The organism is Ruegeria sp. YTSA168 (genome assembly GCF_059610045.1).
The window spans coordinates 380,455-403,317 of the sequence record NZ_JBXWMW010000004.1; the positions used below are offsets into that span (position 1 = coordinate 380,455).

At 57.5% G+C, this 22,863-nt stretch carries 23 protein-coding genes and 2 tRNA genes; 17 read left to right on the plus strand and 8 right to left on the minus strand.

The features are described 5' to 3' along the window. The first annotated feature begins 110 nt into the window (after positions 1 to 110). The 4 genes from aroC to cobO are packed head-to-tail and all read left to right on the plus strand — an operon-like array spanning position 111 to position 3,504. Positions 111 to 1,211 (plus strand): chorismate synthase, encoded by a 1,101-nt coding sequence (aroC, locus tag AC2FFE_RS11165; protein ID WP_496846652.1) that lies wholly within the window; start codon positions 111 to 113, stop codon positions 1,209 to 1,211. Next, positions 1,195 to 1,857 (plus strand): HD domain-containing protein, encoded by a 663-nt coding sequence (locus AC2FFE_RS11170; protein ID WP_496846653.1) that lies wholly within the window; start codon positions 1,195 to 1,197, stop codon positions 1,855 to 1,857. Before aroC ends, AC2FFE_RS11170 begins: the two co-directional genes overlap by 17 nt. A gap of 54 nt (positions 1,858 to 1,911) precedes the next feature. Further along, the gene (locus AC2FFE_RS11175; protein WP_496846654.1) at positions 1,912 to 2,847 is read left to right on the plus strand and encodes a DMT family transporter; all 936 of its coding nucleotides are present in this window, start codon (positions 1,912 to 1,914) and stop codon (positions 2,845 to 2,847) included. Between the two features lie 57 nt (positions 2,848 to 2,904). Further along, positions 2,905 to 3,504 carry a cob(I)yrinic acid a,c-diamide adenosyltransferase gene (gene cobO, locus AC2FFE_RS11180; protein WP_496846655.1) on the plus strand — a complete coding sequence of 200 codons (600 nt, stop codon included), beginning with the start codon at positions 2,905 to 2,907 and terminating at the stop codon, positions 3,502 to 3,504. A gap of 465 nt (positions 3,505 to 3,969) precedes the next feature. Here the strand turns inward: cobO and AC2FFE_RS11185 are convergent, their stop codons facing one another. From AC2FFE_RS11185 to AC2FFE_RS11200, 4 genes are all read right to left on the minus strand, one after another. Next, positions 3,970 to 5,538, minus strand: coding sequence for an alkaline phosphatase D family protein (locus AC2FFE_RS11185; RefSeq protein WP_496818835.1), 1,569 nt, complete (start codon positions 5,536 to 5,538; stop codon positions 3,970 to 3,972). Between the two features lie 134 nt (positions 5,539 to 5,672). Beyond that, positions 5,673 to 6,038 carry an SPW repeat domain-containing protein gene (locus tag AC2FFE_RS11190; protein WP_496818834.1) on the minus strand — a complete coding sequence of 122 codons (366 nt, stop codon included), beginning with the start codon at positions 6,036 to 6,038 and terminating at the stop codon, positions 5,673 to 5,675. Positions 6,039 to 6,148: 110 nt separating this feature from the next. Then, complete coding sequence (locus AC2FFE_RS11195; RefSeq protein WP_496846656.1) at positions 6,149 to 7,099, minus strand: AraC family transcriptional regulator; 951 nt, start codon at positions 7,097 to 7,099, stop codon at positions 6,149 to 6,151. A gap of 126 nt (positions 7,100 to 7,225) precedes the next feature. Continuing rightward, positions 7,226 to 8,092 (minus strand): branched-chain amino acid aminotransferase, encoded by an 867-nt coding sequence (locus tag AC2FFE_RS11200; protein WP_496818831.1) that lies wholly within the window; start codon positions 8,090 to 8,092, stop codon positions 7,226 to 7,228. A gap of 159 nt (positions 8,093 to 8,251) precedes the next feature. Here AC2FFE_RS11200 and AC2FFE_RS11205 point away from each other — a divergent pair, with 159 nt between their 5' ends. The 6 genes from AC2FFE_RS11205 to dxs all read left to right on the plus strand — a co-directional run bounded on the left by AC2FFE_RS11205 (position 8,252) and on the right by dxs (position 13,509). Continuing rightward, positions 8,252 to 8,764, plus strand: coding sequence for a MarR family winged helix-turn-helix transcriptional regulator (locus tag AC2FFE_RS11205; RefSeq protein WP_496818830.1), 513 nt, complete (start codon positions 8,252 to 8,254; stop codon positions 8,762 to 8,764). Beyond that, on the plus strand, positions 8,761 to 9,462 hold the full coding sequence (locus AC2FFE_RS11210; protein ID WP_496818829.1) for a response regulator: 702 nt from the start codon (positions 8,761 to 8,763) through the stop codon (positions 9,460 to 9,462). The genes AC2FFE_RS11205 and AC2FFE_RS11210 overlap by 4 nt, the downstream gene beginning before the upstream one ends. Before the next feature lie 69 nt (positions 9,463 to 9,531). After that, positions 9,532 to 10,458, plus strand: a complete 927-nt coding sequence (locus AC2FFE_RS11215) for a histone deacetylase family protein (RefSeq protein ID WP_496818828.1) — start codon at positions 9,532 to 9,534, stop codon at positions 10,456 to 10,458. Next, the gene (locus AC2FFE_RS11220; RefSeq protein ID WP_496846657.1) at positions 10,455 to 10,697 is read left to right on the plus strand and encodes an exodeoxyribonuclease VII small subunit; all 243 of its coding nucleotides are present in this window, start codon (positions 10,455 to 10,457) and stop codon (positions 10,695 to 10,697) included. Before AC2FFE_RS11215 ends, AC2FFE_RS11220 begins: the two co-directional genes overlap by 4 nt. After that, positions 10,698 to 11,564 carry a polyprenyl synthetase family protein gene (locus AC2FFE_RS11225; RefSeq protein WP_496846658.1) on the plus strand — a complete coding sequence of 289 codons (867 nt, stop codon included), beginning with the start codon at positions 10,698 to 10,700 and terminating at the stop codon, positions 11,562 to 11,564. Positions 11,565 to 11,580: 16 nt separating this feature from the next. Beyond that, positions 11,581 to 13,509, plus strand: coding sequence for a 1-deoxy-D-xylulose-5-phosphate synthase (dxs, locus tag AC2FFE_RS11230; RefSeq protein WP_496846659.1), 1,929 nt, complete (start codon positions 11,581 to 11,583; stop codon positions 13,507 to 13,509). Between the two features lie 35 nt (positions 13,510 to 13,544). Here the strand turns inward: dxs and AC2FFE_RS11235 are convergent, their stop codons facing one another. After that, entirely contained in the window at positions 13,545 to 13,736 is a 192-nt protein-coding gene (locus tag AC2FFE_RS11235; RefSeq protein WP_496846660.1) for a hypothetical protein, read from the minus strand. Positions 13,737 to 14,225: 489 nt separating this feature from the next. Here AC2FFE_RS11235 and AC2FFE_RS11240 point away from each other — a divergent pair, with 489 nt between their 5' ends. Next, positions 14,226 to 14,489, plus strand: a complete 264-nt coding sequence (locus AC2FFE_RS11240; protein WP_496846661.1) for a hypothetical protein — start codon at positions 14,226 to 14,228, stop codon at positions 14,487 to 14,489. A 375-nt stretch (positions 14,490 to 14,864) separates the two neighbouring features. On the opposite strand, the gene AC2FFE_RS11245 is transcribed toward AC2FFE_RS11240, so the two are convergent. Then, positions 14,865 to 14,940 (minus strand) — tRNA-Thr (locus AC2FFE_RS11245). Positions 14,941 to 15,122: 182 nt separating this feature from the next. Here AC2FFE_RS11245 and AC2FFE_RS11250 point away from each other — a divergent pair. From AC2FFE_RS11250 to arsB, 4 genes are read left to right on the plus strand one after another with little or no spacing between them, the layout of a single operon-like run. Further along, positions 15,123 to 15,950: an arsenate reductase/protein-tyrosine-phosphatase family protein gene (locus AC2FFE_RS11250; RefSeq protein ID WP_496846662.1), complete on the plus strand. Its 828-nt coding sequence runs from the start codon at positions 15,123 to 15,125 to the stop codon at positions 15,948 to 15,950. A 1-nt stretch (position 15,951) separates the two neighbouring features. Continuing rightward, positions 15,952 to 16,950, plus strand: coding sequence for an ArsJ-associated glyceraldehyde-3-phosphate dehydrogenase (locus AC2FFE_RS11255; protein ID WP_496846663.1), 999 nt, complete (start codon positions 15,952 to 15,954; stop codon positions 16,948 to 16,950). Beyond that, on the plus strand, positions 16,947 to 18,212 hold the full coding sequence (gene arsJ / locus AC2FFE_RS11260; protein ID WP_496818819.1) for an organoarsenical effux MFS transporter ArsJ: 1,266 nt from the start codon (positions 16,947 to 16,949) through the stop codon (positions 18,210 to 18,212). Before AC2FFE_RS11255 ends, arsJ begins: the two co-directional genes overlap by 4 nt. Continuing rightward, positions 18,209 to 19,231 carry an ACR3 family arsenite efflux transporter gene (gene arsB / locus AC2FFE_RS11265; RefSeq protein ID WP_496818818.1) on the plus strand — a complete coding sequence of 341 codons (1,023 nt, stop codon included), beginning with the start codon at positions 18,209 to 18,211 and terminating at the stop codon, positions 19,229 to 19,231. Before arsJ ends, arsB begins: the two co-directional genes overlap by 4 nt. A 3-nt stretch (positions 19,232 to 19,234) precedes the next feature. Here arsB and AC2FFE_RS11270 read toward each other — a convergent pair. Beyond that, positions 19,235 to 19,311: transfer RNA gene (locus AC2FFE_RS11270), tRNA-Arg, on the minus strand. A 115-nt stretch (positions 19,312 to 19,426) separates the two neighbouring features. Between AC2FFE_RS11270 and AC2FFE_RS11275 the strand changes: the two genes are divergently transcribed. Both AC2FFE_RS11275 and AC2FFE_RS11280 read left to right on the plus strand, forming a co-directional pair. Beyond that, the gene (locus AC2FFE_RS11275; RefSeq protein ID WP_496846664.1) at positions 19,427 to 20,452 is read left to right on the plus strand and encodes a LacI family DNA-binding transcriptional regulator; all 1,026 of its coding nucleotides are present in this window, start codon (positions 19,427 to 19,429) and stop codon (positions 20,450 to 20,452) included. A 4-nt stretch (positions 20,453 to 20,456) separates the two neighbouring features. Continuing rightward, complete coding sequence (locus tag AC2FFE_RS11280) at positions 20,457 to 21,671, plus strand: winged helix-turn-helix domain-containing protein (RefSeq protein WP_496846665.1); 1,215 nt, start codon at positions 20,457 to 20,459, stop codon at positions 21,669 to 21,671. A 3-nt stretch (positions 21,672 to 21,674) separates the two neighbouring features. Here the strand turns inward: AC2FFE_RS11280 and AC2FFE_RS11285 are convergent, their stop codons facing one another. Continuing rightward, positions 21,675 to 22,373 (minus strand): fumarylacetoacetate hydrolase family protein, encoded by a 699-nt coding sequence (locus AC2FFE_RS11285; RefSeq protein WP_496846666.1) that lies wholly within the window; start codon positions 22,371 to 22,373, stop codon positions 21,675 to 21,677. Positions 22,374 to 22,863: the final 490 nt, after the last annotated feature.

Below are 22,863 nucleotides of genomic sequence, written 5' to 3' on the forward strand. Positions count from 1 at the left end.
TGAATTGAGCCAGAGGCTCAAGAGGGGGCTGGCCCCCTCCCCGTTTCCCTAAATCCGCTTGAGGCCAAAGGCTCACCCCGCTAATCACAACCCACAAAGGAGCACGCCCCATGTCGATGAACAGCTTTGGACACCTTTTCCGCGTCACCACCTGGGGTGAAAGCCACGGGCCCGCATTGGGTGCCACTGTCGATGGCTGCCCTCCGGGTGTGACAATCGACGAAGCGATGATCCAACTCTGGCTCGACAAGCGCAAACCGGGGCAGAACAAATTTACAACCCAGCGGCGCGAACCCGATCAGGTCAAGATCCTGTCGGGCGTTTTCGAAGGCCAGACCACCGGAACGCCGGTGCAGCTGATGATCGAGAACACCGATCAACGCTCGAAGGATTACGGCGATATCATCGACAAGTTTCGCCCAGGCCATGCCGATATCACCTATTGGCAAAAATACGGCATCCGCGACTATCGCGGCGGCGGGCGCAGCTCGGCGCGCGAAACCGCCTCGCGCGTCGCCGCCGGAGGGCTGGCGCGTGAAGCTATCAAACAGATCGCACCGAATGTTCAGATCACCGGCTACATGACCCAGATCGGACCGCATAAGATCGACCGTGACAATTTCGACTGGTCGCAGATCGAACAGAACCCGTTCTGGACTCCCGACGCGCAAGCTGCTGAGGTTTGGGCAACCTATCTGGACGACCTGCGCAAATCCGGCAACTCGGTCGGTGCAGTGGTCGAAGTCGTGGCACGCGGCGTCCCTGCCGGGCTGGGCGCACCGATTTATGCAAAGTTAGACACGGATCTGGCCGCTGCGATGATGTCGATCAACGCGGTCAAAGGTGTTGAGATCGGCGAAGGCATGGCTGCTGCCGAACTGACCGGCGAAGCCAATGCCGATGAGATTTTCATGGGCCAGAACGGCCCTCAATACAGCTCGAACCATGCGGGCGGCATTCTGGGTGGCATCTCTACCGGTCAGGACATCGTGGTGCGCTTTGCGGTCAAACCGACCTCGTCGATCCTGACCACTCGCAAGACCATCACCAAAACAGGCGATGAGACCGAGATTATCACCAAGGGTCGCCACGACCCCTGTGTCGGCATTCGCGCGGTCCCGGTGGGTGAGGCGATGATGGCCTGCGTGATCCTGGATCACCTGCTGCTGCATCGCGGCCAGATCGGCCAGAACCGTGGCCATATTGGCTGATCTCCGCACCCGGTTACGCGGCATCGTCGCGCAGCGTATGCAGGCTGACCCAGCCCATGATCTGGCGCATCTGGATCGGGTCTGGACCAATGCTCAGGCCATCGCAGATGACCAGGCCAATATGCAGGTTCTTATGGCCGCGTGCTATCTGCACGATCTCGTCAACCTGCCGAAAAACGATCCGAACCGACATCTCGCATCTCGTAAATCAGCACAAATATCAGAGTCTATATTGGACGATTTAGGCTTTGACGACCCGTCGATCCATGCCACGCAACATGCCATCGAAGCTCATAGCTACTCGGCCAATATCCCGCCTCGCTCGCCCGACGCCCGCATCCTGCGCGATGCGGATCGCCTCGATGCGCTAGGGGCAATTGGAATTGCCCGGTGTTTCACTGTGTCCGGTGCCTTAGACCGGAAGCTCTACAACCTGGACGATCCATTTGCCGAAAACCGCGATCTGGACGATCTGACATTCGCGATCGACCATTGGAAAATCAAGTTGCTCGACTTACCGTCCGGCATGCTTACGCAGGGCGGACGGGATCTGGCAACAAAACGCGTTTCAGTGATGCTCAGGTATCTTGATGCTCTGGCAGAGGAAATCGACCACCCCGTTCCAGATCACTGGAAATCTGCATAATTGGTACAATCCCGTCGTTGATCTTTCCACGCCAAAGGCGCAGGTTCGCGGCACATGGCACAATCCTTAACATCGCATCAACCCATGCTTGCCGTGGGTCTGAAACTGGCCGCGCTGATGCTGTTCACAGCGATGTCGGCACTGGTCAAAGCGCTGTCCGAGGATTTCCCTCCGGGTGAACTGGTGTTTTTCCGCTCGCTCTTTGCTATTCCCGTGATCATTGCCTGGCTGATCTGGCGTGGAGAGTTAGCGCAAGGCTTTGTTGTCAAGAAGCCCATGGGTCATTTCTGGCGCGGCGTGTTGGGCAGCAGCGCTATGGGCCTCACCTTTACGGGCCTTAGCCTGTTGCCCCTGCCTGAAGTTACCGCGATCGGCTACGCCACCCCGATCTTCACCTTGATTCTGGCGGCCGTTATGCTGGGCGAGCGCATTCGCATGATCCGCATTGGTGCGGTCGCGTTGGGGCTGCTGGGCGTTCTGATCATGATCTGGCCCCGGCTAGGCAGCACCCAGATGGAAATGGCAGCAACCATAGGCGCGCTGTGCGTCCTGGGCGCAACGCTGGCCCGCGCCTTTGTTCAGATCCATATCCGCCAACTGGTTAAGGTCGACCATCCCGCCGCCATCGTGTTCTATTTTTCGATGACCGCGACGCTACTCTCCTCGTTGACTGCGTTTTGGGGATGGACAATGCCGACCCTGGATCAGGCTCTAATACTGGTTACAATGGGCCTTGTTGGCGGGGTGGCACAGATATTGGTCACCTCATCCTATCGGTTCGGGCAAGCCTCGATGCTGGCGCCTTATGACTATACCACAATGCTGTTTGCCATCTTTATTGGCTATGTCTGGTTTGATGAACTGCCAACACTGGCCATTCTGCTGGGGGCTACGCTGGTGATTGCGGGCAATGTGGTCGTGATCTGGCGTGAGCATCAGCTGGGCCTGGAACGCGGCAAGGCGCGTTCGGTCACGGACCCCAAAGCCTGATCTTTACCTTTCAAAAACTTCGCCTAGGTTGGGCGGAACAATCAATGAGGGTGCCCCATGAGCGAAGCGCAGGATCACAAGGAAAAAATGCAGGAGGTGCAGGCCAAGCACCGCAAGAAAGTATCCGAGGCGGTCGATCCCGGGCGGGGCCTGGTTCTGATCAATACTGGCAAGGGTAAGGGGAAGTCCTCGGCAGCCTTTGGTGTCGTGATCCGCGCTCTGGGCTGGGGTCAAAAGGTTGCCGTTGTTCAGTTCATCAAAGGCAAATGGAAGACGGGCGAGCGCCGGTTCTTTGAAGACCGCGATCTGGTCACCTGGCACACGATGGGCGAAGGTTTTACTTGGGATACGCAAGACCGCGAGCGTGACATAGCCGCCGCCACTGCAGCGTTTGAAAAAGCCTGTGAGCTGATGGCCAGCGGCGACTATGATCTGGTCGTGCTGGACGAGATTAATATCGCCCTACGCTATGAATACCTGTCGGATGAACGCGTATTGGACGGCCTCAAGGCGCGGTCGGATAAGACCAGCGTTTTCCTGACGGGCCGCGACGCACCACAAGCATTGCGCGACTATGCTGATCTGGTCACCGAAATGACCGAAGAGAAACATCCGTTTCAGGCTGGCATCAAGGCGCGGCGCGGTGTCGACTACTGATTGTGTACAGGATTGGCGGGCTGGCTGAGACCCATACCCGCCTTATCCGACGCGCTTTTGTAATAGGTTTTCAAAAAAGTCGCGTACCGACCCGCTGCGACACGCGGCGCTTTCGGGCAATGACGGCTCTACGGTCAGTTCTGAAATCACACGATCGCGTTTCTTGCACTCAACATAAGCCGAAAAGTCAGTATCACAGCAGCTGCAGCCACATGCGGTGGCGGCGTCATGCCGTGTTATGATCTCTTCAAACGGAACGCTCATACCGAAACCTTATATACGGTCGTTTCCGGGGCGGCGGCATGCCCTCACCAAGTTGCGCGCTAAGCCTGCAAACCGCCCCGAAACCTATGGCCAGATAAGGAAAAAGCTGGCGTTGACTTTTATCTGACTATTTTTGTCGATTATTTCAAGTAAAAAACGCCCTCGAAAAACAACGAGGGCGCAAGTCACGGGGAAACAAAATCAGATAGACTGACCCTGCGGATCCAGTGTCACCGACCAAAGCTCGGTATCGGCGCGATCCATCAGGCGCACCGTCATCTGTTGCGTGGCGCCATCAATGTCGACCAGACCAAAGAACTGCAGGCCGGCGCTTGGGGGAAGGTTGACGCCCTGCCCTTCGGCCGGGGCTTTGACGAACTTCACCTCGGGACCGAAGGTGCCATCCAGCGCATTCGGGCCAAAGGTTCCGGCGTGCAATGGGCCAGACACAAACTCCCAAAACGGCTCAAAATCCTGGAATTGAGCTTTGTTAGGGTCGTAGTAGTGCGCCGCAGTATAGTGTACGTCTGCGGTGAACCAGACAGTGTTGGTGACGCCTGCGGTTTTGATGAACCGCAGCAGATCGGCAATCTCTAACTCGCGACCCTTGGCCGGTCCACTATCACCGTTCGAGATCGCCTCTGCCCCGGCCTGTTCTTTCCAGTTGTCCCAGACAATCAAGCCAATCGGCATGTCCGAGGCGATGACTTTCCAGGTCGCTTGTGATGCTGCAAGCTCGCGCTTTAGCCAATCCAACTGTGCCGCGCCCAGAATGCGGGACTGGTCCGTGATCTCATCTTCCATCGCCGGGCCGTTCGGGCCGCGATAGCTGCGAAGATCTAGGAAGAACACGTCCAGCATAGGACCGTATGATATCTTGCGATAAACCCGACCGGGTTCAGCCGGTGTGATCCGCAGCGGCGTCATCTCATGAAAGGCACGACCCGCGCGGGATTGCAGAACATGCACTGATTTCTCGGAATACCGGTCATCGGAAATCAGGTTTTTGGCATCCGACCAGTTGTTCACCACCTCATGGTCATCCCACTGGAAAAAGGTCGGGCATACCGCATTCATCGCCCGCACATGTTCGTCCATCATGTTGTATTTCCACTGAGCGCGGAATTCATCCAGTGTTTCCGCAACCTTGCGTTTCTCATCGATCAGAGTGGCGTTCTTCCAGATCACCTGCCCGTCTTTTTCAACCTCGTCCTGCATTGGGCCATCGGCATAGACCGTATCGCCAGAATGGATGAAGAAATCGGGCCGGTGTTGGCTCATGGTCGCATAGGTGCGCATTCCATCGTCATCGATGCCCCAGCCCTGACCGGCGGTATCCCCCGACCAGGCAAACCGAATATTGCGCCGTGCGGTCGGCGCGGTGCGGAATTGGCCAATAATAGGCTCTGATATGGTGTTGATATCGCTCAGATCAGCGGCCACAAAACGATAGAAGATATCCTGATCCGAGGGCAGCCCATCAATGAGACGCTTAACCGCAAAATCGCTGTTTGGGATCGCATCCATTGGCGGTAATTGGCGGGCATCAGCAAAGCTCTCGGTGGTCGAAACCTCCATCATCACGCGCGCCGGGCGATCTGTACGGGTCCAGATCATGCCAGAGCTTGTGTCCACATCGCCCGACTGAACGCCATGGGTAAACACCGGGCGCGAAGCGGCGCGGCTGATCGCTGGCATCGACAGCGAGGCTGCAACGGCGGTGCTGCCAGCCAGAAACATGCGGCGGTTGGGGCGAAGGAATTTGGTCATGGGGGCTCTCCTGTCTGGACACCTGTTCGAAGGCGCGCGATTGGTAAGCCGCAGTGAGCCGCCCATTTGTAAAACGGGCGGCTCAGTTTCTTGAAACTATCACGATGATATTATGAAGCCCTGTGGATAAATGCTCAGGCGGCTACGCGTTGCTCGGGCGCGTTGAGCGAGATAACCGCGACAACTGCAGCCCCGTTCAGCCAGTAAAATGCTGCGTCCAGACCCGAAAACCCAAACATGCTGGGTGCAAACAGGAATGTAATGCCGACCAGCAGATCGACAGCCAGATGAAATTTGTAGGGCAACACACGCCAGATGCCGAGGTGGTGATCCGTCAGGACAGTCAGCACGAAGGCGGCCGCCCCGGTGACGACAGACAGCCACAAAGCCAGTGGATTGGATTGACCCAGTCCAAGCGCGAAGGGCAGCACCATCAGGGCGATAGCGACAGGATAGTCCAGATATGCGTGGACGGAGCGGGTGACAAAGCGAACAGACATTGCGATTTCCTTTTCCTGGGTTGGTATGGCCCCAAGTTAGGTGCAGGTATTCGGTCGCAGAATTCCGGATCGTACGCGAAATCGTGCAGATCGTTCAGAAACCTGATCAATCAGTGCATCGATCGATAGGCCGCCGGGGACAAGCCGATCTGTTTTTTGAACACACGGGAAAAGGCGGCTTCAGAAGCATATCCAACCTCTGCCGCCGCATCAGCCACATTCCAGCGCGCCTCGGTCAGGCCATGGCAAGCGATTTGCATGCGCCAATCGGTCAGATATTGCATTGGTGTGGTCGCCATCTTCTCAGCAAAAAGCTGCGCGAAGGCCGTGCGTGACATCCCCGCCTCACGCGCCAGAGACTCAACGCTCCACTCTTGCGCGGGCGCTTGATGAAATGCAGTCAAAGCGCGCGAGATACGAGGGTCAGCAAACCCCGCAAGGGCCGAATCCGTAGGGCTTTGATGTTCAAGATGGGCGCGGATCGCCTGCGCAAACAGAACTTCCGAAAGCTTCAGTGCGATCAAGTCACCGCCAATCCGCGCACCGCTAACCTCAGACCCGATCATGCGAAGGGTGGCTTCGATCCAGGCCCCGGCCTCTTCGCCATAATTCTCGATCAGGATGTAAGGTGGCAGACGGTCGATCAGCATATGGCCGGTACCTTGGCGCCCCGGCGGACCTGTAAATGAGAAGTGACCGCAGATCAGCTGAGTGTCACGCCCGGTCTCTTCACCGCCATAAACCAGCACACCGTCCCCCTGGTAGCCCGACTCCTCTAGCACCTGTTCAAGCGGCAACGCATCGACCGGTTGGACCTGGTTGCATAGCAGTGCATGGACAGAACCGTGGGGGATCAGGATTAGATCGCCTTGCGTAAGACGCACAGTTTCGCCTGTGTTAGAGACGAATACTTTCAACTCACCCCGTTGCACGAAGTGGAAGCGCGCCACATTCTGATAGGATGGCACCTGGACACCGAAGGGTGGCGTGAAAGAGGTTCGGAAGTAGAACGTTCCCCTTAGGGACAGGCGTGTCAGGATATCGCTCAGCAGGTCTAGCATGGGTGTAACCTACAACGGCTCATGCATTCGTCCAGCTGTCTGAACGATCTGCACAAGAACTTGAACGATGCGCAACGAAAAACCCCCGCTTAACGCGAGGGTTCAGAGCTGATGCTTCAACATCGCTTAGGCGCGCACCAGTTTCTCATAGTCTTCGGCGATCTCACGCGTGATGTCGCCCACCTCAAACGTGTAGTCACCGATTTGGCCTACAGGCGTGACCTCGGCCGCTGTGCCGGTCAGCCAACACTGTTCGAAATCCGCCATTTCTTCGGGCTTGATGCGGCGCTCATGTACGGTCAGGCCCTTGTCTTTCAGCATCTGAATCACGGTCTGACGTGTGATGCCGTTCAGAAAGCAATCGGCCAGTGGGGTGTGGATCTCACCATCTTTGACAAAGAACACGTTCGCGCCGGTTGCCTCGGCCACATAGCCACGCCAGTCCATGAACAGCGCGTCGGAACACCCCTTGGCTTCGGCCTTGTGCTTTGAGATCGTGCAGATCATGTACAGGCCCGCCGCTTTGGCGTGCACCGGGATGGTTTCAGGGCTGGGGCGCTTCCATTCCGCGATGTCCAGCTTGGCACCCTGCATCTTGGCATCGCCATAGTAGGCACCCCAAGGCCAGACCGCGATGGCCATGCGCACCGGGTTCTTGGCTGAGGCGACACCCATATCCTCGCCCGAGCCGCGCCAGACCAGGGCCCGCACATAAGCGTCCGTCAGACCGCTGGCTTTCAGGGTTTCTTCCTTGGCGTCTTCGATATCTTCGACCGAGTAGTGCATCGGCATATCCAAAGCCTCAGCCGAGGCGATCAGACGCTCAGAATGTTCGCGGCTTTTGAAAATCTTGCCGTTATAGGCGCGTTCACCCTCGAACACGGACGAGGCATAGTGCATAGCATGGGTCAGAATGTGCACGTTCGCCTCACGCCAGGGCACCAGTTTGCCATCCATCCAGATGGTGCCATCACGATCATCATAACCCGCCATGCGAAACCTCCAGCCTTGGGTTGAATTTCCGATTGTTGCGCTATTTAGGTCCGATGCGGACACAATCTTGCGCAAAAACTGCGATTCGATACCTGTCTGCCCTTGGAATGTCAATAACGCTGACATAAACTCGGAGCCGTGTAACGCATGAGGCATGATATGTCCGAAATCCGTCCCGCCCCGAAGTTTGGGGGCGAAAGCCTGTTGTTTCTTACTGATGAGCAGTTGCGGCAGGGGATCGAGGCCATGTTTTTTGCCTATCGCGGCTTTACAGCTGATCCTGATCGTATCCTCTACGACATGTCCTATGGCCGCGCACATCACCGGGCGATCCATTTCGTGAACCGCGCGCCCGGCACGACGGTCAATAACCTGCTGGCCATTCTGGGTGTGACAAAGCAATCCCTGAACCGGGTCCTACGGACATTGATCGAGGATGGTATGGTCGAAAGCCGCGTTGGGACCGTGGACAAGCGCGAGCGGCATCTGTTCCTGACCGAAAAAGGCCATGCGCTAGAGGCGACATTGTCCGATGCGCAGCGCGCCCGGATGCGTGCGGCGTATAAGGATGCGGGGCCCGAAGCCGTCGCTGGGTTTCGTAAAGTTCTTGAAGCGATGATGGATGCTGATATGCGTCATGCGTATACGAAGTTGCGGGATACGACCTCATGAGCGATATGGACGCCCATCTGCTGATCGTCGACGATGACGAGCGCATTCGCGATCTGTTGAAGAAGTTTCTGATGCGGAACGGATTTCTGGTGACGGCGGCCCGAGATGCGGCCCATGCACGGCGGGTTCTGTCCGGGCTGGATTTCGACATGATCGTACTGGATGTGATGATGCCGGGCGAAGATGGCGTAAGCCTGACCAAAGCGCTGCGCGAAACACACAGCACTCCGATCCTGCTGCTGACCGCCCGGGGGGAAACCGAACATCGGATTGCAGGCTTGGAAGCAGGGGCGGATGACTATCTGGCCAAACCATTCGAGCCGAAAGAGCTGCTGCTGCGCATCAACGCCATTCTAAGACGCATGCCAGAAGCGCCCGCTCAGGATGCGGCTGCGAAGATCCTGACATTGGGGCCGATCCGCTATGACATTGAGCGCGGCGAGATGTGGCAGGGCGAAGACCCGGTGCGCCTGACCGCGACCGAAAGCCAGCTGATGAAGATATTCTCGGCCCAGCCGGGCGAACCGATCAGCCGGGCGAAACTGGTCGAGGACCTGGGCCGTGACAAGGGGCAAGCGCAGGAACGCGCGGTGGACGTGCAGATCACGCGGTTGCGGCGCAAGATCGAGCAGGACCCAAAGCAGCCCCGATACCTGCAAACCGTTCGCGGTGCCGGGTATATGCTGGCCCCGGATTGATTGGGCCGCTGCGCGGCGATTTTATGCCTTCGGCGAGGATATTTTTAGCCAGATGAACAGGGGATCCCGATGAAGACTGCCTTGCTGACCCATGCCGATTGTTTGAAACATGTGACGCCGGATGGACATCCCGAGCGGGTGGCGCGATTGGAGCATATCCTGCACGCTCTGGAACCTTTGGATTTGGATCGTAGAACGGCCCCAATGGCAGCGGATGATGATCTGTTGCGGGTTCACCCGCAGGACTACATCCGGGATATTCGCGCAGCGCGCCCGGCAGAAGGCTATACGCAGATTGATGGGGATACCTTTATGTCCCCGGGATCGGTCGATGCGGCCTATCGCGCGGCAGGCGCCGTGGTGCGGGCGGTTGATCTGGTGCTTGGGGGCGAGGCTCCGAACGCGTTTTGTGCCATTCGCCCCCCGGGCCATCATGCGGAAACAGACAAGGCGATGGGGTTTTGCCTGTTCGGCAATGCAGCGCTCGCGGCGAAACATGCGCTGGATCACCACGGCTTAAGGCGCGTCGCGGTGGTTGATTTCGATGTCCATCACGGCAATGGCACGCAGGATCTGCTGTGGGACGAGAAGCGCGCGTTGGTGATTACCAGCCAGCAGATGCCCCTGTGGCCCGGATCAGGACGGCCGGATGAGACTGGCGCATACGAAACCATCGTGAACATACCACTGGCCCCCGGCACGGGTGGGGCCGAGATGCGGGCGGCTTATGAAACGCAGGCGTTTTCGCGTCTGAGGGCATTCAGGCCTGAGTTGATCATCATCTCAGCCGGGTTTGACGCCCATCAGGACGATCCGCTGGCTAATCTGAACTGGTCCACCGACGATTTTGCATGGATCACAGCTGAGCTGTGCAAAATCGCCGATGAGGTTTGTAAGGGCCGTATCGTCTCGACTCTGGAAGGCGGGTATGATCTGAACGCACTGGCCGAGGCGACGCGCGCCCATGTGAAAGAACTGATGAAGGCAACACGATGACCGATACCCCAGTTGAACAGATGACGTTTGAGCAGGCGATGAAAGAGCTTGAAGCTGTGGTCGGCCAGTTGGAACGCGGCGACGTGGCGCTGGATCAGTCAATTGCGCTCTATGAACGCGGAGCGGCCCTGAAAAAACGCTGCGAGGACGAGTTGAAGCGGGCCGAAGAGAAGGTTGCCGCGATCACTTTGGACGCAGGCGGCCAGCCGACCGGGATGACACCTGTCGACGGTCAGTAAATGTTTCGGGAAAGGCTGGCGCAGGATGCCACGCAAATTCAGGCGCAGTTTGACCATGTGCTGAGCGGCTTTGATGATTTCGATGTGACGCGGGCCATGGGCTATGCCACCCGGGGCGGCAAGCGGTTGCGGGGGTTTCTGGTGCTGGAAAGCGCCCGCCTGCACGACGTTGAGGAAGCACGCGCGATCTGGCCCGCCACGGCGATTGAGGCGCTGCATGCCTATTCTCTGGTCCACGACGATCTGCCCTGCATGGATGATGATGACCTGCGGCGCGGGCGCCCCACGACCCATGTAAAATGGGATGAGGGAACGGCGGTTCTGGCCGGAGACGCGCTGCAGACCTTGGCCTTTGAGCTGTGCACGCGCCCAGAGGTTGGCGATGCCGAAATTCGTGCGGACCTGGCCCTGACGCTGGCCAAAGCCAGTGGTGCACAGGGCATGGTCATGGGACAGGCTCTGGATATCGCAGCTGAAACGGCGGCGGAGCCTTTGTCCCTAGAGGCTATCACCCATTTACAGGCCGGCAAAACAGGGGCGCTGATCGAGTGGTCCGCCTGCGCAGGCGCGCGGCTGACACAGGCTGATCTGTCCGCCTTGCGCCAATATGCCCAAGCCCTTGGACTTGCTTTTCAAATCACAGATGACATCTTGGATGTGGAAGGTGATGCGGAACGGGCCGGGAAGCGGCTGCAGAAAGATGCGGATGCAGGCAAGGCCACATTTGTATCTTTGTTGGGGCTCAAGCCCGCCAAAGCCCGTGCAGCCGAACTTGTGGATCAGGCCTGCGCGGCGTTGGATGGGTACGGTGCACGGGCGGAAACCTTGAAGGAGGCCGCCCGCTTCGTTATTGCCCGGGACAGCTAAGTCAGGAACGCGCTAAATGTCTGATCGCCCGAACACGCCCTTGCTGGACCTTGTGAATCGTCCTGCTGACCTCAAGCAGTTTTCAGACGCACAATTGCATCAGTTGGCGCATGAATTGCGGGCCGAGACGATTTCCGCAGTTTCCGTCACTGGCGGGCATCTGGGTGCGGGTCTGGGCGTTGTGGAACTGACCACCGCGCTGCATGCCGTATTCGACACACCCCGTGACAAGATCATCTGGGATGTAGGGCACCAGTGCTATCCGCATAAAATCCTGACTGAACGTCGGGATCGCATCCGGACGTTGCGGATGAAGGATGGCCTGAGCGGCTTCACCAAACGAAGTGAAAGCCCCTATGACCCGTTTGGGGCCGCGCATAGCTCAACCTCGATCAGTGCAGCACTGGGTTTCGCCGTCGCCCGCGATCTGGGCGGCGTGACGCCCGAAGGGCTGGGGGACGCGATTGCGGTGATCGGCGATGGCTCGATGTCGGCGGGCATGGCCTTTGAGGCGATGAACAATGCCGGACACCTGAAAAAGCGCCTAATCGTGATTCTGAACGACAATGAGATGAGCATTGCCCCGCCTGTGGGTGCGCTGTCCAATTACCTATCGCGCATTTATGCCGAAGAACCGTTTCACGATCTGAAAGCCGCTGCCAAGGGTGCGGTGTCGCTGCTGCCCGAGCCATTCCGCGAAGGGGCCAAGCGCGCCAAGGAGATGCTGAAGGGCATGGCGGTGGGCGGCACCCTGTTCGAAGAACTGGGCTTTTCCTATCTCGGCCCCATTGACGGGCATGATCTGGACCAATTGCTGCCCGTGCTCCGCACGGTCAAAGCGCGGGCGACGGGTCCGATCCTAGTTCATGTCCTGACCAAGAAGGGCAAAGGCTACGCCCCCGCCGAGCAAGCCCGCGACAAGGGCCACGCCACCGCCAAGTTCGATGTGGTGACGGGCGAGCAGAAAAAGGCGCCATCGAACGCACCATCTTATACGTCGGTCTTTGGCAAGACGCTGGTGGAAGAGGCCGCGCGCGATGACAAGATCGTCGCCGTCACGGCGGCAATGCCTGACGGCACCGGGTTGAACCTGTTTGCAGAACGCTACCCCTCGCGCTGTTTCGACGTGGCGATTGCGGAACAGCACGGGGTGACCTTCTCGGCCGCGCTGGCGGCGGGAGGAATGAAACCCTTCTGCACAATCTATTCGACTTTCTTGCAGCGCGGATACGATCAGGTGGTGCATGATGTCGCGATCCAGCGCCTGCCCGTCCGCTTTGCCATCGACCGCGCGGGGCTTGTTGGCGCGGATGGAGCCACCCATGCGGGGTCCTTTGACATTGCCTACCTGTCTAACCTGCCGGGTATTGTTGTTATGGCCGCCGCAGATGAGGCGGAACTGATGCATATGGTGGCCACTGCAGTGGCCCATGACGATGGCCCCATCGCCTTTCGCTATCCACGTGGCGAGGGTGAGGGCGTTGACCTGCCCGAACGCGGAGAGGTGCTGGAGATCGGCAAAGGCCGCATGATCCAGGATGGCGCGCGCGTGGCCTTGCTATCCTTTGGGACACGCCTCGCCGAGGTGCAGAAAGCCGCCGAGTCACTGGCCGCACGGGGGATCACCCCCACCATCGCAGATGCGCGCTTCGCCAAGCCACTGGATCGCGATCTGATTCTGGGTCTGGCGGAAACGCATGAGGCGCTGATCACTATTGAAGAAGGCGCCGTAGGCGGGTTCGGCAGCCACGTCGCCCAGCTTTTGGCAGATGAAGGGGTGTTTGACCGCGGCCTGAAATACCGTTCAATGATTTTGCCCGACATCTTCATCGACCAGGCCAGCCCGGCGGATATGTATGCCGTGGCGGGCATGAACGCCGAGCATATTGAGGCGAAAGTTCTGGACGTTCTAGACGTCGCATCGATCGGAGAAAAGCGCGCGTAAGTGCCGCGCCGGGTTTGGTTGCAACGCTCACAGGCTCATCTGCGACCGGCAATGCCATCGTTTTGCTTCTCATGCAGCACGCTATGAAAAAGAGCTTTGGTTTCCGACTGGTCTAAGCCCGCATCGAAACGCTCGCTATCAGATGAGTCAGGATCAAGATTTCCCGGTATGGAAATACGGACCGTTTTGTTTTCCAACCATTGGTTCAGAAGCGACTTAATCGACATTGTTAAACTCCAGCGCGTGTATTTCTTAATCAATGAGGTCTCTGCGGGTCGTTTCCGAACCGTGAGGGGGAGAGGCTCAAGGAAATTTTGTGAGTGAGCGGAACCCGCAGCGACACGGCGCATTTACGAATTTTATCTGACTAGGGAAGGTATGGAATTCCGCCGGTTTTTGCGTTTGTTGACCGGTCAGTCAAAATTTTCCTTGGCAAGCTTTCGTTTACGTCAACTTCTTGACAAAACGGCTTTTGATTTGGACGTTACGTCACATTCTTTCGTCCGCTTCAGTAAGTGCTTTTTCACCGGCTCAAGAGACGTTGGGTTTAAACACTCTAGATGTGACATTTTCCAGTTTCGAAGATGTGCCTTTTTCCAACAGTTGTGTCATTTACTCTAACCTTTTCAGATACTTGATGTTCGAACTATCCTAGTGACGTCTCTCGGTTTGCAACCGTGAGAATTTCAACGTCAACAACCAAGGAGAGTTCGAACATGCCAAACGTAACCAATGGCTCAAACGTTATCCCGTTCCGCAACAAAAGAGATGATGACACCAGTATCCGTATTACCTTTGCCAGTATCGTTCGTGTTCAGAGAAGGGAAAGTTTGTTCCTCGCGACCGGCTTGAAAGACAAATCGAGGTGCTTTTGCAGTCAATCGAGCCATCGGCGGCTACATTTGAAGTTGCAGAGAGCGTATTTCGTGATGCTTGGGATCGAAGGGGCACGTGGGCAAAGCAAGAAAGTGGACGGCTGAAGCAACGTGTCACTCAACTTGAAAAAGATAGTTCGAACTACCTCGATCGCGCCGTTCGAACTCAAAACGACGAACTCGCGGCGGCGTATGAAGCTAAGGTATCAGGATTGCGATCCGAGAAGGCTAAAGTCGAAGCCGAAATCGAAAGAATAACTTTTCCGGAGCGCTCCTTTGGCGAAATGTTCGAACTCGCCATGCAGTTCCTGTCAAATCCTTTTAAAATATGGGAAAAAGCTTGCTGCACACTGAAGCGAGTAATCCTCAGACTTGTTTTTGCTAGTCCGATAGAATTTGATCGAATTGAAGGTGTTCGAACTCCAAATACCACTATACCTTTCAAGGCGTTAGACTATTTGAGGGGCAGTGATTTGAATTTGGTGCCGCTGAAGGGACTCGAACCCCCGACCCCATCATTACGAATGACGTGCTCTACCAGCTGAGCTACAGCGGCACCTTTGGTGACCCTGACAGGATATACCCGGGTGCGGAGCGTCATTTAGACCTTCATGATCGGGCCCGCAAGCCCGGATGTATATGCTTGGGAGATCGGCAAGGCGCTTCGGTTTGTGAAAGTTCTGTAACGAGGTCGAACTTGGATTGATTGATTGTTATTATTTCTATATTTCATGAAATATGATAGAAAGAATCACAGATCAGCTGGCCATACTGGGCCACCCACAACGCATCACCGTGTTTCGCATGTTAATGCGACGGTTTCCTGACAGCGTGCCTGCAGGTGAATTGGCGACAGAGCTGGATATTAAGCCCAGCACTATGTCGAACTATCTGAACTCGCTGCAACGGTCCGGGTTGGTGACACAGCAACGTTCTGGCACCTCGCTGCTCTACTGCGTCGACATGAAGAATGTGCAGGGGATGCTGGATTTCCTGATCATCGATTGCTGCCGGGGGCGGCCCGATCTTTGTATGCCTTCAACAAAAGGAAAAGGCGAAATGACTGACCGCAAGTTCAACGTCCTGTTTTTGTGCGTGGGAAATTCTGCGCGCTCGATCTTTGCTGAATCGCTGTTGCGCCAGTTGGGCGGGGATCGGTTCACTGTTTACTCCGCCGGAACGCAACCCGCATCCGAGCTGAACCCATTTGCCGTGCAAGTGTTGCATGACAAAGGCCATGACACCTCGGTCCTTCGCTCAAAGCATATGTCCGAGTTTGCGTCTGCGGACGCTCCGGAAATGGATTTCGTCTTTACCGTCTGCAATCAGGCCGCCAACGAAGAATGTCCGGCTTGGGAAGGCCAACCCATCAGCGGTCATTGGGGCATGGAAGATCCGGTCAAAGCAACCGGGACCGATGCCGAGAGAAGCCTGGCTTTCCAGACCGCCTATGGCGCGCTGAAACACCGGATCGAGGCGTTCACCTCATTGCCGGTCGAAAGCCTGGACCGCATCGCATTGCAATCTGCTGTCGATGAAATCGGCAGAACCTCTGTTGGGAATTGATATGACCACTTATGCTGTAAACGGCCTGGGCCGGATGGGAAAGCTGGCCCTGAAACCGCTGTTGGAGAAAGGCACCAAGATCGCCTGGATCAATGACGCGGTGGGGGACGCGGCGATGCATGCGCATCTGTTGGAGTTCGACACGGTTCATGGCCGCTGGGACGCCACTTTCGAGCATGATGACGACAGCGTCACCATCAACGGCGCGCGCCTGCCGTTTATCGGCACCAAGGACCTGAGCGCCCTGCCGCTGGATGGTGTCGATGTGGTGATCGACTGCACCGGTGTGTTCAAGACCGAAGCCAAGCTGGCCCCTTATTTTAAGGCGGGCGTGAAGAAGGTTGTCGTCTCAGCCCCGGTCAAGGACGGCCCGACCGCCAATATCGTGATGGGCGTGAACGATGACATCTACGATCCCGCGACCCATCAGATCGTAACGGCAGCCTCCTGCACGACGAACTGTCTGGCCCCGGTGGTGAAGGTGATCCACGAGAATCTGGGCATCCGCCACGGCTCGATGACCACGATCCATGACGTAACCAACACGCAGACCATCGTCGATCGTCCCGCCAAGGACCTGCGGCGCGCGCGGTCGGCGCTGAACTCGCTGATCCCGACCACAACCGGCTCGGCAACGGCGATCACGCTGATTTACCCGGAACTTCAGGGGCGTCTGAATGGCCACGCGGTGCGGGTGCCGCTGTTGAACGCCTCACTGACCGACTGCGTGTTCGAGGTTGAGCGTGAAACCACCGTCGAAGAGGTCAACGCCTTCTTCAAAGCCGCCGCCGAAGGTGAGTTGAACGGCATTCTGGGCTATGAGACCCGGCCGCTGGTCTCGACCGACTACACCAATGACGAACGCTCCTCGATCGTGGATGCGCCATCGACCATGGTTGTGAACGGTACGCAGGTGAAAATCTATGCCTGGTATGACAACGAGATGGGCTATGCGCATCGTCTGGTCGATGTGGCGCTGATGGTTGGGGCCTCGCTGTGACCGACCGGCCCGAGGGGCTGTCGGCCTATATCGCGGTCACGGCGGCCTATTGGGCCTTTATGCTGACCGACGGGGCCTTGCGGATGTTGGTGCTGTTGCACTTTCATACGCTGGGCTTCTCGCCGGTGCAGCTGGCCTATCTGTTCGTTCTATATGAGATCGCCGGAATGGTGACCAACCTTGCGGCGGGTTGGATCGCGGCGCGGTTTGGCCTGACCTCGACGCTCTATGCCGGGCTTGGGTTGCAGGTGGTCGCGCTGCTGGCGCTGACGCAACTCGACCCTAACTGGGCGATTGGAGCATCCGTGGCCTTTGTCATGATCGTGCAAGGCGCCAGCGGAGTGGCCAAGGATCTGGCCAAGATGTCTTCGAAATCTGCGGTGAAACTGCTGGCCCCGACCGAGGGCGGCGGGTTGTTTCGATGGGTGGCCGTCCTGACCGGATCAAAGAACGCGGTCAAAGGACTGGGCTTCCTACTTGGTGCGGCCATGTTGGCAACGCTGGGCTTTCAGGCGGCAATCATTGTGATGGTAGTCGTTCTGGCGGTAATCCTGTTCGCCGTCATCCGCTTCATGCCCCCCGGCCTGCCCAAAGGACGCAAAGGCGCGAAGTTCTCTGAGGTCTTCTCGAAATCTGCCAACGTCAATTGGCTGTCCGCCGCGCGAGTCTTCCTGTTCGGTGCCCGCGACGTATGGTTCGTGGTCGGCATCCCGATCTATTTCTACGCCGTCCTCTCGGATGGCACCGAAGAGGGCAACCGCGCGGCCTTTTTCATGATCGGCACCTTCATGGCATTCTGGATCATCCTCTATGGCGTTATTCAGGCCAACGCGCCCAAGATCCTGAGGGCCTCAGACCGGTCCGAAGGTGATTTGATCCGCGCCGCGCGCAGCTGGGCCGCGATGCTTTTCTGCGTTCCCGCAGCTCTAACATTGGCCGTTTTGCTGTCTTCCGGGCCTGAAACATGGCTGACAATCACGCTGGTTTTTGGCCTTCTCGTGTTTGGAGCAATCTTTGCCGTCAACTCATCCCTGCATTCCTATCTGATCCTCGCTTTCACCAAATCCGAGCGGGTCACGATGGATGTCGGCTTCTACTACATGGCCAACGCGACAGGACGCCTTTTGGGCACCGTCCTGTCCGGCTTTACCTATCAGGTCGGCGGCCTGCCCCTTGTGCTGGGCACAGCGGCTGTCATGGTGGCGCTTGCAGCGCTCACTTCGGGCAAGCTGACCGACCAAACAACTGAGGCATACTCATGAGCATCTTCGAGCGCTATCTGACGATCTGGGTTGCCCTTGCCATGGTTGCTGGCGTGCTGATTGGGCTGGCCGCGCCCGGTCTGGTCGGTTTGGTTGCCTCAGCCGAATTCGCAAGCGTCAACCTGGTTGTCGCCGTTCTGATCTGGGCCATGGTCTACCCGATGATGGTTGGTGTCGATTTCGGCGCTGTTGCAGGTGTGGCGCGCCAGCCAAAGGGCCTGATCGTGACACTTGTGGTCAACTGGCTGATCAAACCCTTCACCATGGCCCTGCTGGCCGTTCTGTTCTTTGACTATGTCTTTGCGCCATGGATCGCACCCGAGGATGCCGCCCAATACACTGCAGGCTTGATCCTGCTGGGCGCGGCGCCTTGCACGGCGATGGTCTTTGTCTGGTCACAGCTGACCAAGGGCGACGCGACCTATACGCTGGTGCAGGTCTCAGTGAACGATCTGATCATGGTGGTGGCCTTCGCGCCGATCGTGGCCTTTCTGCTTGGCGTCACTGACATTTCAGTTCCTTGGCAGACATTGGTACTGGCCACTGTCCTCTATGTCGTTCTGCCGCTAATCGCCGGGCTGCTCACGCGCCGAAAGCTGGGATCACAAGACGCAATCGACAGGTTTTCAGCACAGGTTAAACCATGGTCAATCATGGGCCTAATCGCCACGGTGGTCATCCTGTTTGGCCTTCAGGGGCAAACGATTCTGTCCAAACCCATGGTCATCGTCCTGATCGCCATCCCGATCCTGATCCAAAGCTACGGCATCTTTGCGCTGGCCTACGGCGCGGCCTATGCCCTGAAAGTCCCCCACCGTATCGCCGCACCATGCGCCATGATCGGCACTTCGAACTTCTTCGAACTCGCAGTCGCCGTGGCCATCAGCCTGTTTGGTCTGAACTCGGGCGCTGCATTGGCAACGGTCGTTGGCGTCCTCGTCGAAGTCCCTGTGATGCTGTCTCTGGTCGCCTTCGCCAACCGGACCCGCGATAGGTTTGCTGAGCCTGTGACGCAGTAAGAATGGCGACCCCGGCAGGATTCGAACCTGCAACCTGCCCCTTAGGAGGGGGCTGCTCTATCCAGTTGAGCCACGGGGCCGCTTGGGGCCTTCTGTAACCGGGAATTTCGGGGTTGTCATTGCCTTTGCACAATTGTTGTACACGTCGACCTGTTCACGCTACCATCGGGCAAAACAACAACGCAGGTGCCTCTCGTGAACACTGAAACCAAACGCCCGCTGACCCTTCGCGATGTATCCGAGGCTTCGGGAGTCTCTGAGATGACGGTCAGTCGGGTTCTGCGCAATCGTGGCGATGTGTCCGACGCCACCCGCACCCGCGTTTTGGCCGCCGCGAAAGAGCTGGGATATGTCCCTAACAAAATCGCGGGCGCGCTGGCGTCCAGCCGGGTTAATCTTGTGGCCGTAATCATCCCGTCGCTGTCGAACATGGTGTTCCCCGAAGTGCTGACCGGCGTCAATCAGGTGCTGGAGAACACTGAGTTGCAGCCTGTTGTCGGCGTCACCGACTACCTGCCCGAGAAAGAAGAGAAGGTGCTGTACGAGATGCTCTCGTGGCGGCCTTCGGGCGTGATCATTGCCGGATTGGAACATACCGAAGCGGCGCGTGCCATGCTAGATTCATCTGGCATTCCGGTGGTCGAGATCATGGATACCGACGGCAAACCGGTGGATGCGATGGTCGGGATCTCCCATCGCCGCGCAGGCCGCGAGATGGCGCAAGCGATCCTGAAAGCGGGCTATGAACATATCGGTTTCATGGGCACCAAGATGCCATTGGACCATCGCGCACGAAAACGGTTCGAAGGCTTCACCGAAGTGCTCGGCAAGCAAGGAATCGAGATCGAGGATCGGGAATTCTATTCCGGCGGGTCCGCTCTGGCCAAGGGGCGTGAGATGACCCAGACCATGTTGGAACGCTCACCTGATTTGGATTTTCTTTATTATTCCAACGATATGATCGGGGCAGGTGGTCTGCTGTATCTGCTGGAGCAGGGCATAGATATTCCAGGACAGATCGGGTTGGCCGGGTTCAACAATGTGGAACTGCTGCAAGGCCTGCCACGTAAACTTGCAACGATGGATGCCTGCCGATTGGAGATTGGTCGACAAGCGGCCGAGATCATCGCGGAACGGCTCAATGACCCGGAGTCTGAGATTGAGACCCGCGTGACGCTGACACCCAAGATCAGCTTTGGCGATACGCTGAAACGGCGTTAGGCCGATGGCGCTGCGGCAACTGGACAACCGCACAGCGCGGACGATTTTTATGGATCGTCATGCGCTGGCCGAGCCGCCTGCGGGACACGCCAAAGGGGCAGAGCTGCTGGACCTGATCCAGCGGCTGGGCTTTGTTCAGCTTGACAGTATCAACACCGTCGCCCGCGCCCATGACATGATCCTGTTCTCGCGCAGGCCCAGCTATCGCAGCGGGAATCTGAAACGCCTCTATGAGCGCGATCGAGCGCTGTTCGAACATTGGACCCATGACGCCGCTGTCATTCCGATGGAGTATTACCGTCATTGGCATCTGCGGTTTCTGCGTGATGCTGAACTGTTGAAGTCGCGGTGGAAAAACTGGCGCCGGGATGGGTTCGAACAGCAGTTCGAGACGGTGCTGAACCATATCCGGGATCATGGTGCGGTGTCCTCGTCCGATGTCGGGAAAGACGAAAAGAAAGGGTCCGGCGGGTGGTGGGATTGGCACCCCTCCAAGACGGCGCTTGAGTTTCTGTGGCGATCCGGCGCGCTGACCGTTGTCGGTCGTGACGGGTTTCAAAAACGCTATGACCTGACGGAGCGGGTGATCGAGACGCATCTGTGCCCCGGTCAACATCCTTGTGACGCTGTGGCGACCGTCGATTGGCTGTGCAACGCCGCGCTGGACCGGCTTGGCGTTGCCACATCAGGTGAGATCGCTGCATTCTGGGATACGGTCAGCCCGGCAGAGGCCAAAGATTGGTGTGCCAACGCGCTGCGATCCGGTGCCGTGGAAGAGATCGAAATTGCCTGCGTGGACGGGCGAGCGCGCAAGCAGTTCGCACGGCCCGACCTAACCAATGATTTGGCGGACCTGCCCCAGCCAACAGGGCGCATCCGCGTGCTCAGCCCGTTTGACCCGATGCTGCGAGACCGGAACCGGGCCGAGCGGTTGTTTGGCTTTCACTACCGGATCGAGGTTTTTGTACCTGAGGCGAAACGGACCTATGGCTACTACGTGTTCCCATTGCTTGAGGGCGACAAGCTGATCGGGCGGGTTGATATGAAAGCCCATCGGGATGCGGGTGACCTACGCGTGCGCGCCCTTTGGCCGGAACGCACTATCCGATGGTCTGACGCGCGCACCCGCCGCCTAGAGGCCGAGTTGGATCGGGTTCGCCGATTTACGGAGCTGGATCGCGTTAGCTTTGCAAAAGATTGGCTGAAAGAACCAAAATAGACCCTATTCCGCGTCGGTCAGGGTCAGCCGAAGCGATGCAAGCCCGTCAATACCACCTTCGATCGTGTCCCCTGCAACTACGGGCCCGACGCCAGCAGGCGTTCCCGTCAGGATCAGGTCTCCGGGACGTAGATGATAGTAGCCTGACAGATGGCATATGATCTCATCGATCTTCCAGATCAGCTCTTGCAGGGTTGCATCCTGACGCAGGGCTGAATTGACGCTCAGGTGAATGCGCTTGCTGTCGTCTGGCGCCCATTCGACCGCACGGGTCAGCGGCGCAAAAACCGTTCCATCTTCCAGATCCTTTCCCAGATCCCAGGGGCGCTGTTTGTTGCGTTCCTGGATTTGCAGATCGCGGCGCGTCATATCCAACGCACAACCATAGGCATAAACCGCATCCCAGGCCTGATCACTGGTGGCTTTGAACACCGGTTTGCCGATGGCAACGACCAATTCCATCTCATGATGGAAGTTTTCGGTGCCGGGCGGATAAGGCACGGTCGCGCCGGTCAGAATAGCGTTCGATGCAGATTTCGTGAAATAGAACGGCGCTTCACGATCCACCTCATGCCCCATCTCAGCTGCATGGGCGGCATAGTTGCGGCCAACGCAGAATATCCGATTAACCGGATACCGGGCCGTTTCACCCTGCACAGGGATGCCAAGGATATCCGGAATCGGGAACAAATGGTCGGTCATGATGGGCCCTCGCGCATGTTTGCGCGCATCTTAATTCACAAGACCAATCCCGCAACCCGCAGAAATCCGCCGGTTTTTACACAGCTCTCCCTGTAAATTCGGCACGGAACTGCCCAATTTTGACAATTTGGAAACGAATTGTTTCCCGAATCCCGGGGAATCGGTTTTAGATATACACATCGGATGCGCTTTTTGACCCCCGGCGCAATTCGATACCTGCGATGGGCCCCAAAATCTGCGCATCGCCATTTGACGAAAAGTGCTTGGATACCATCCTGTTCGCCCCAGAACACTGGTTGCCAAAGTAATGAACCAATGTATTTGGCTCTGCACGATCTGGTGCAGAGCACTTTATCAAACGCCAGAACCGGATCGTTGGAAAACCGGACAAACAGCACGATCAAAACGATAAAAAGAAACCGCTTGCAGACCAGGCGACAAGTCGGCAAGTGAGCATGACCGCTTCGGAGCACACGCAAAGGTTTAGGTC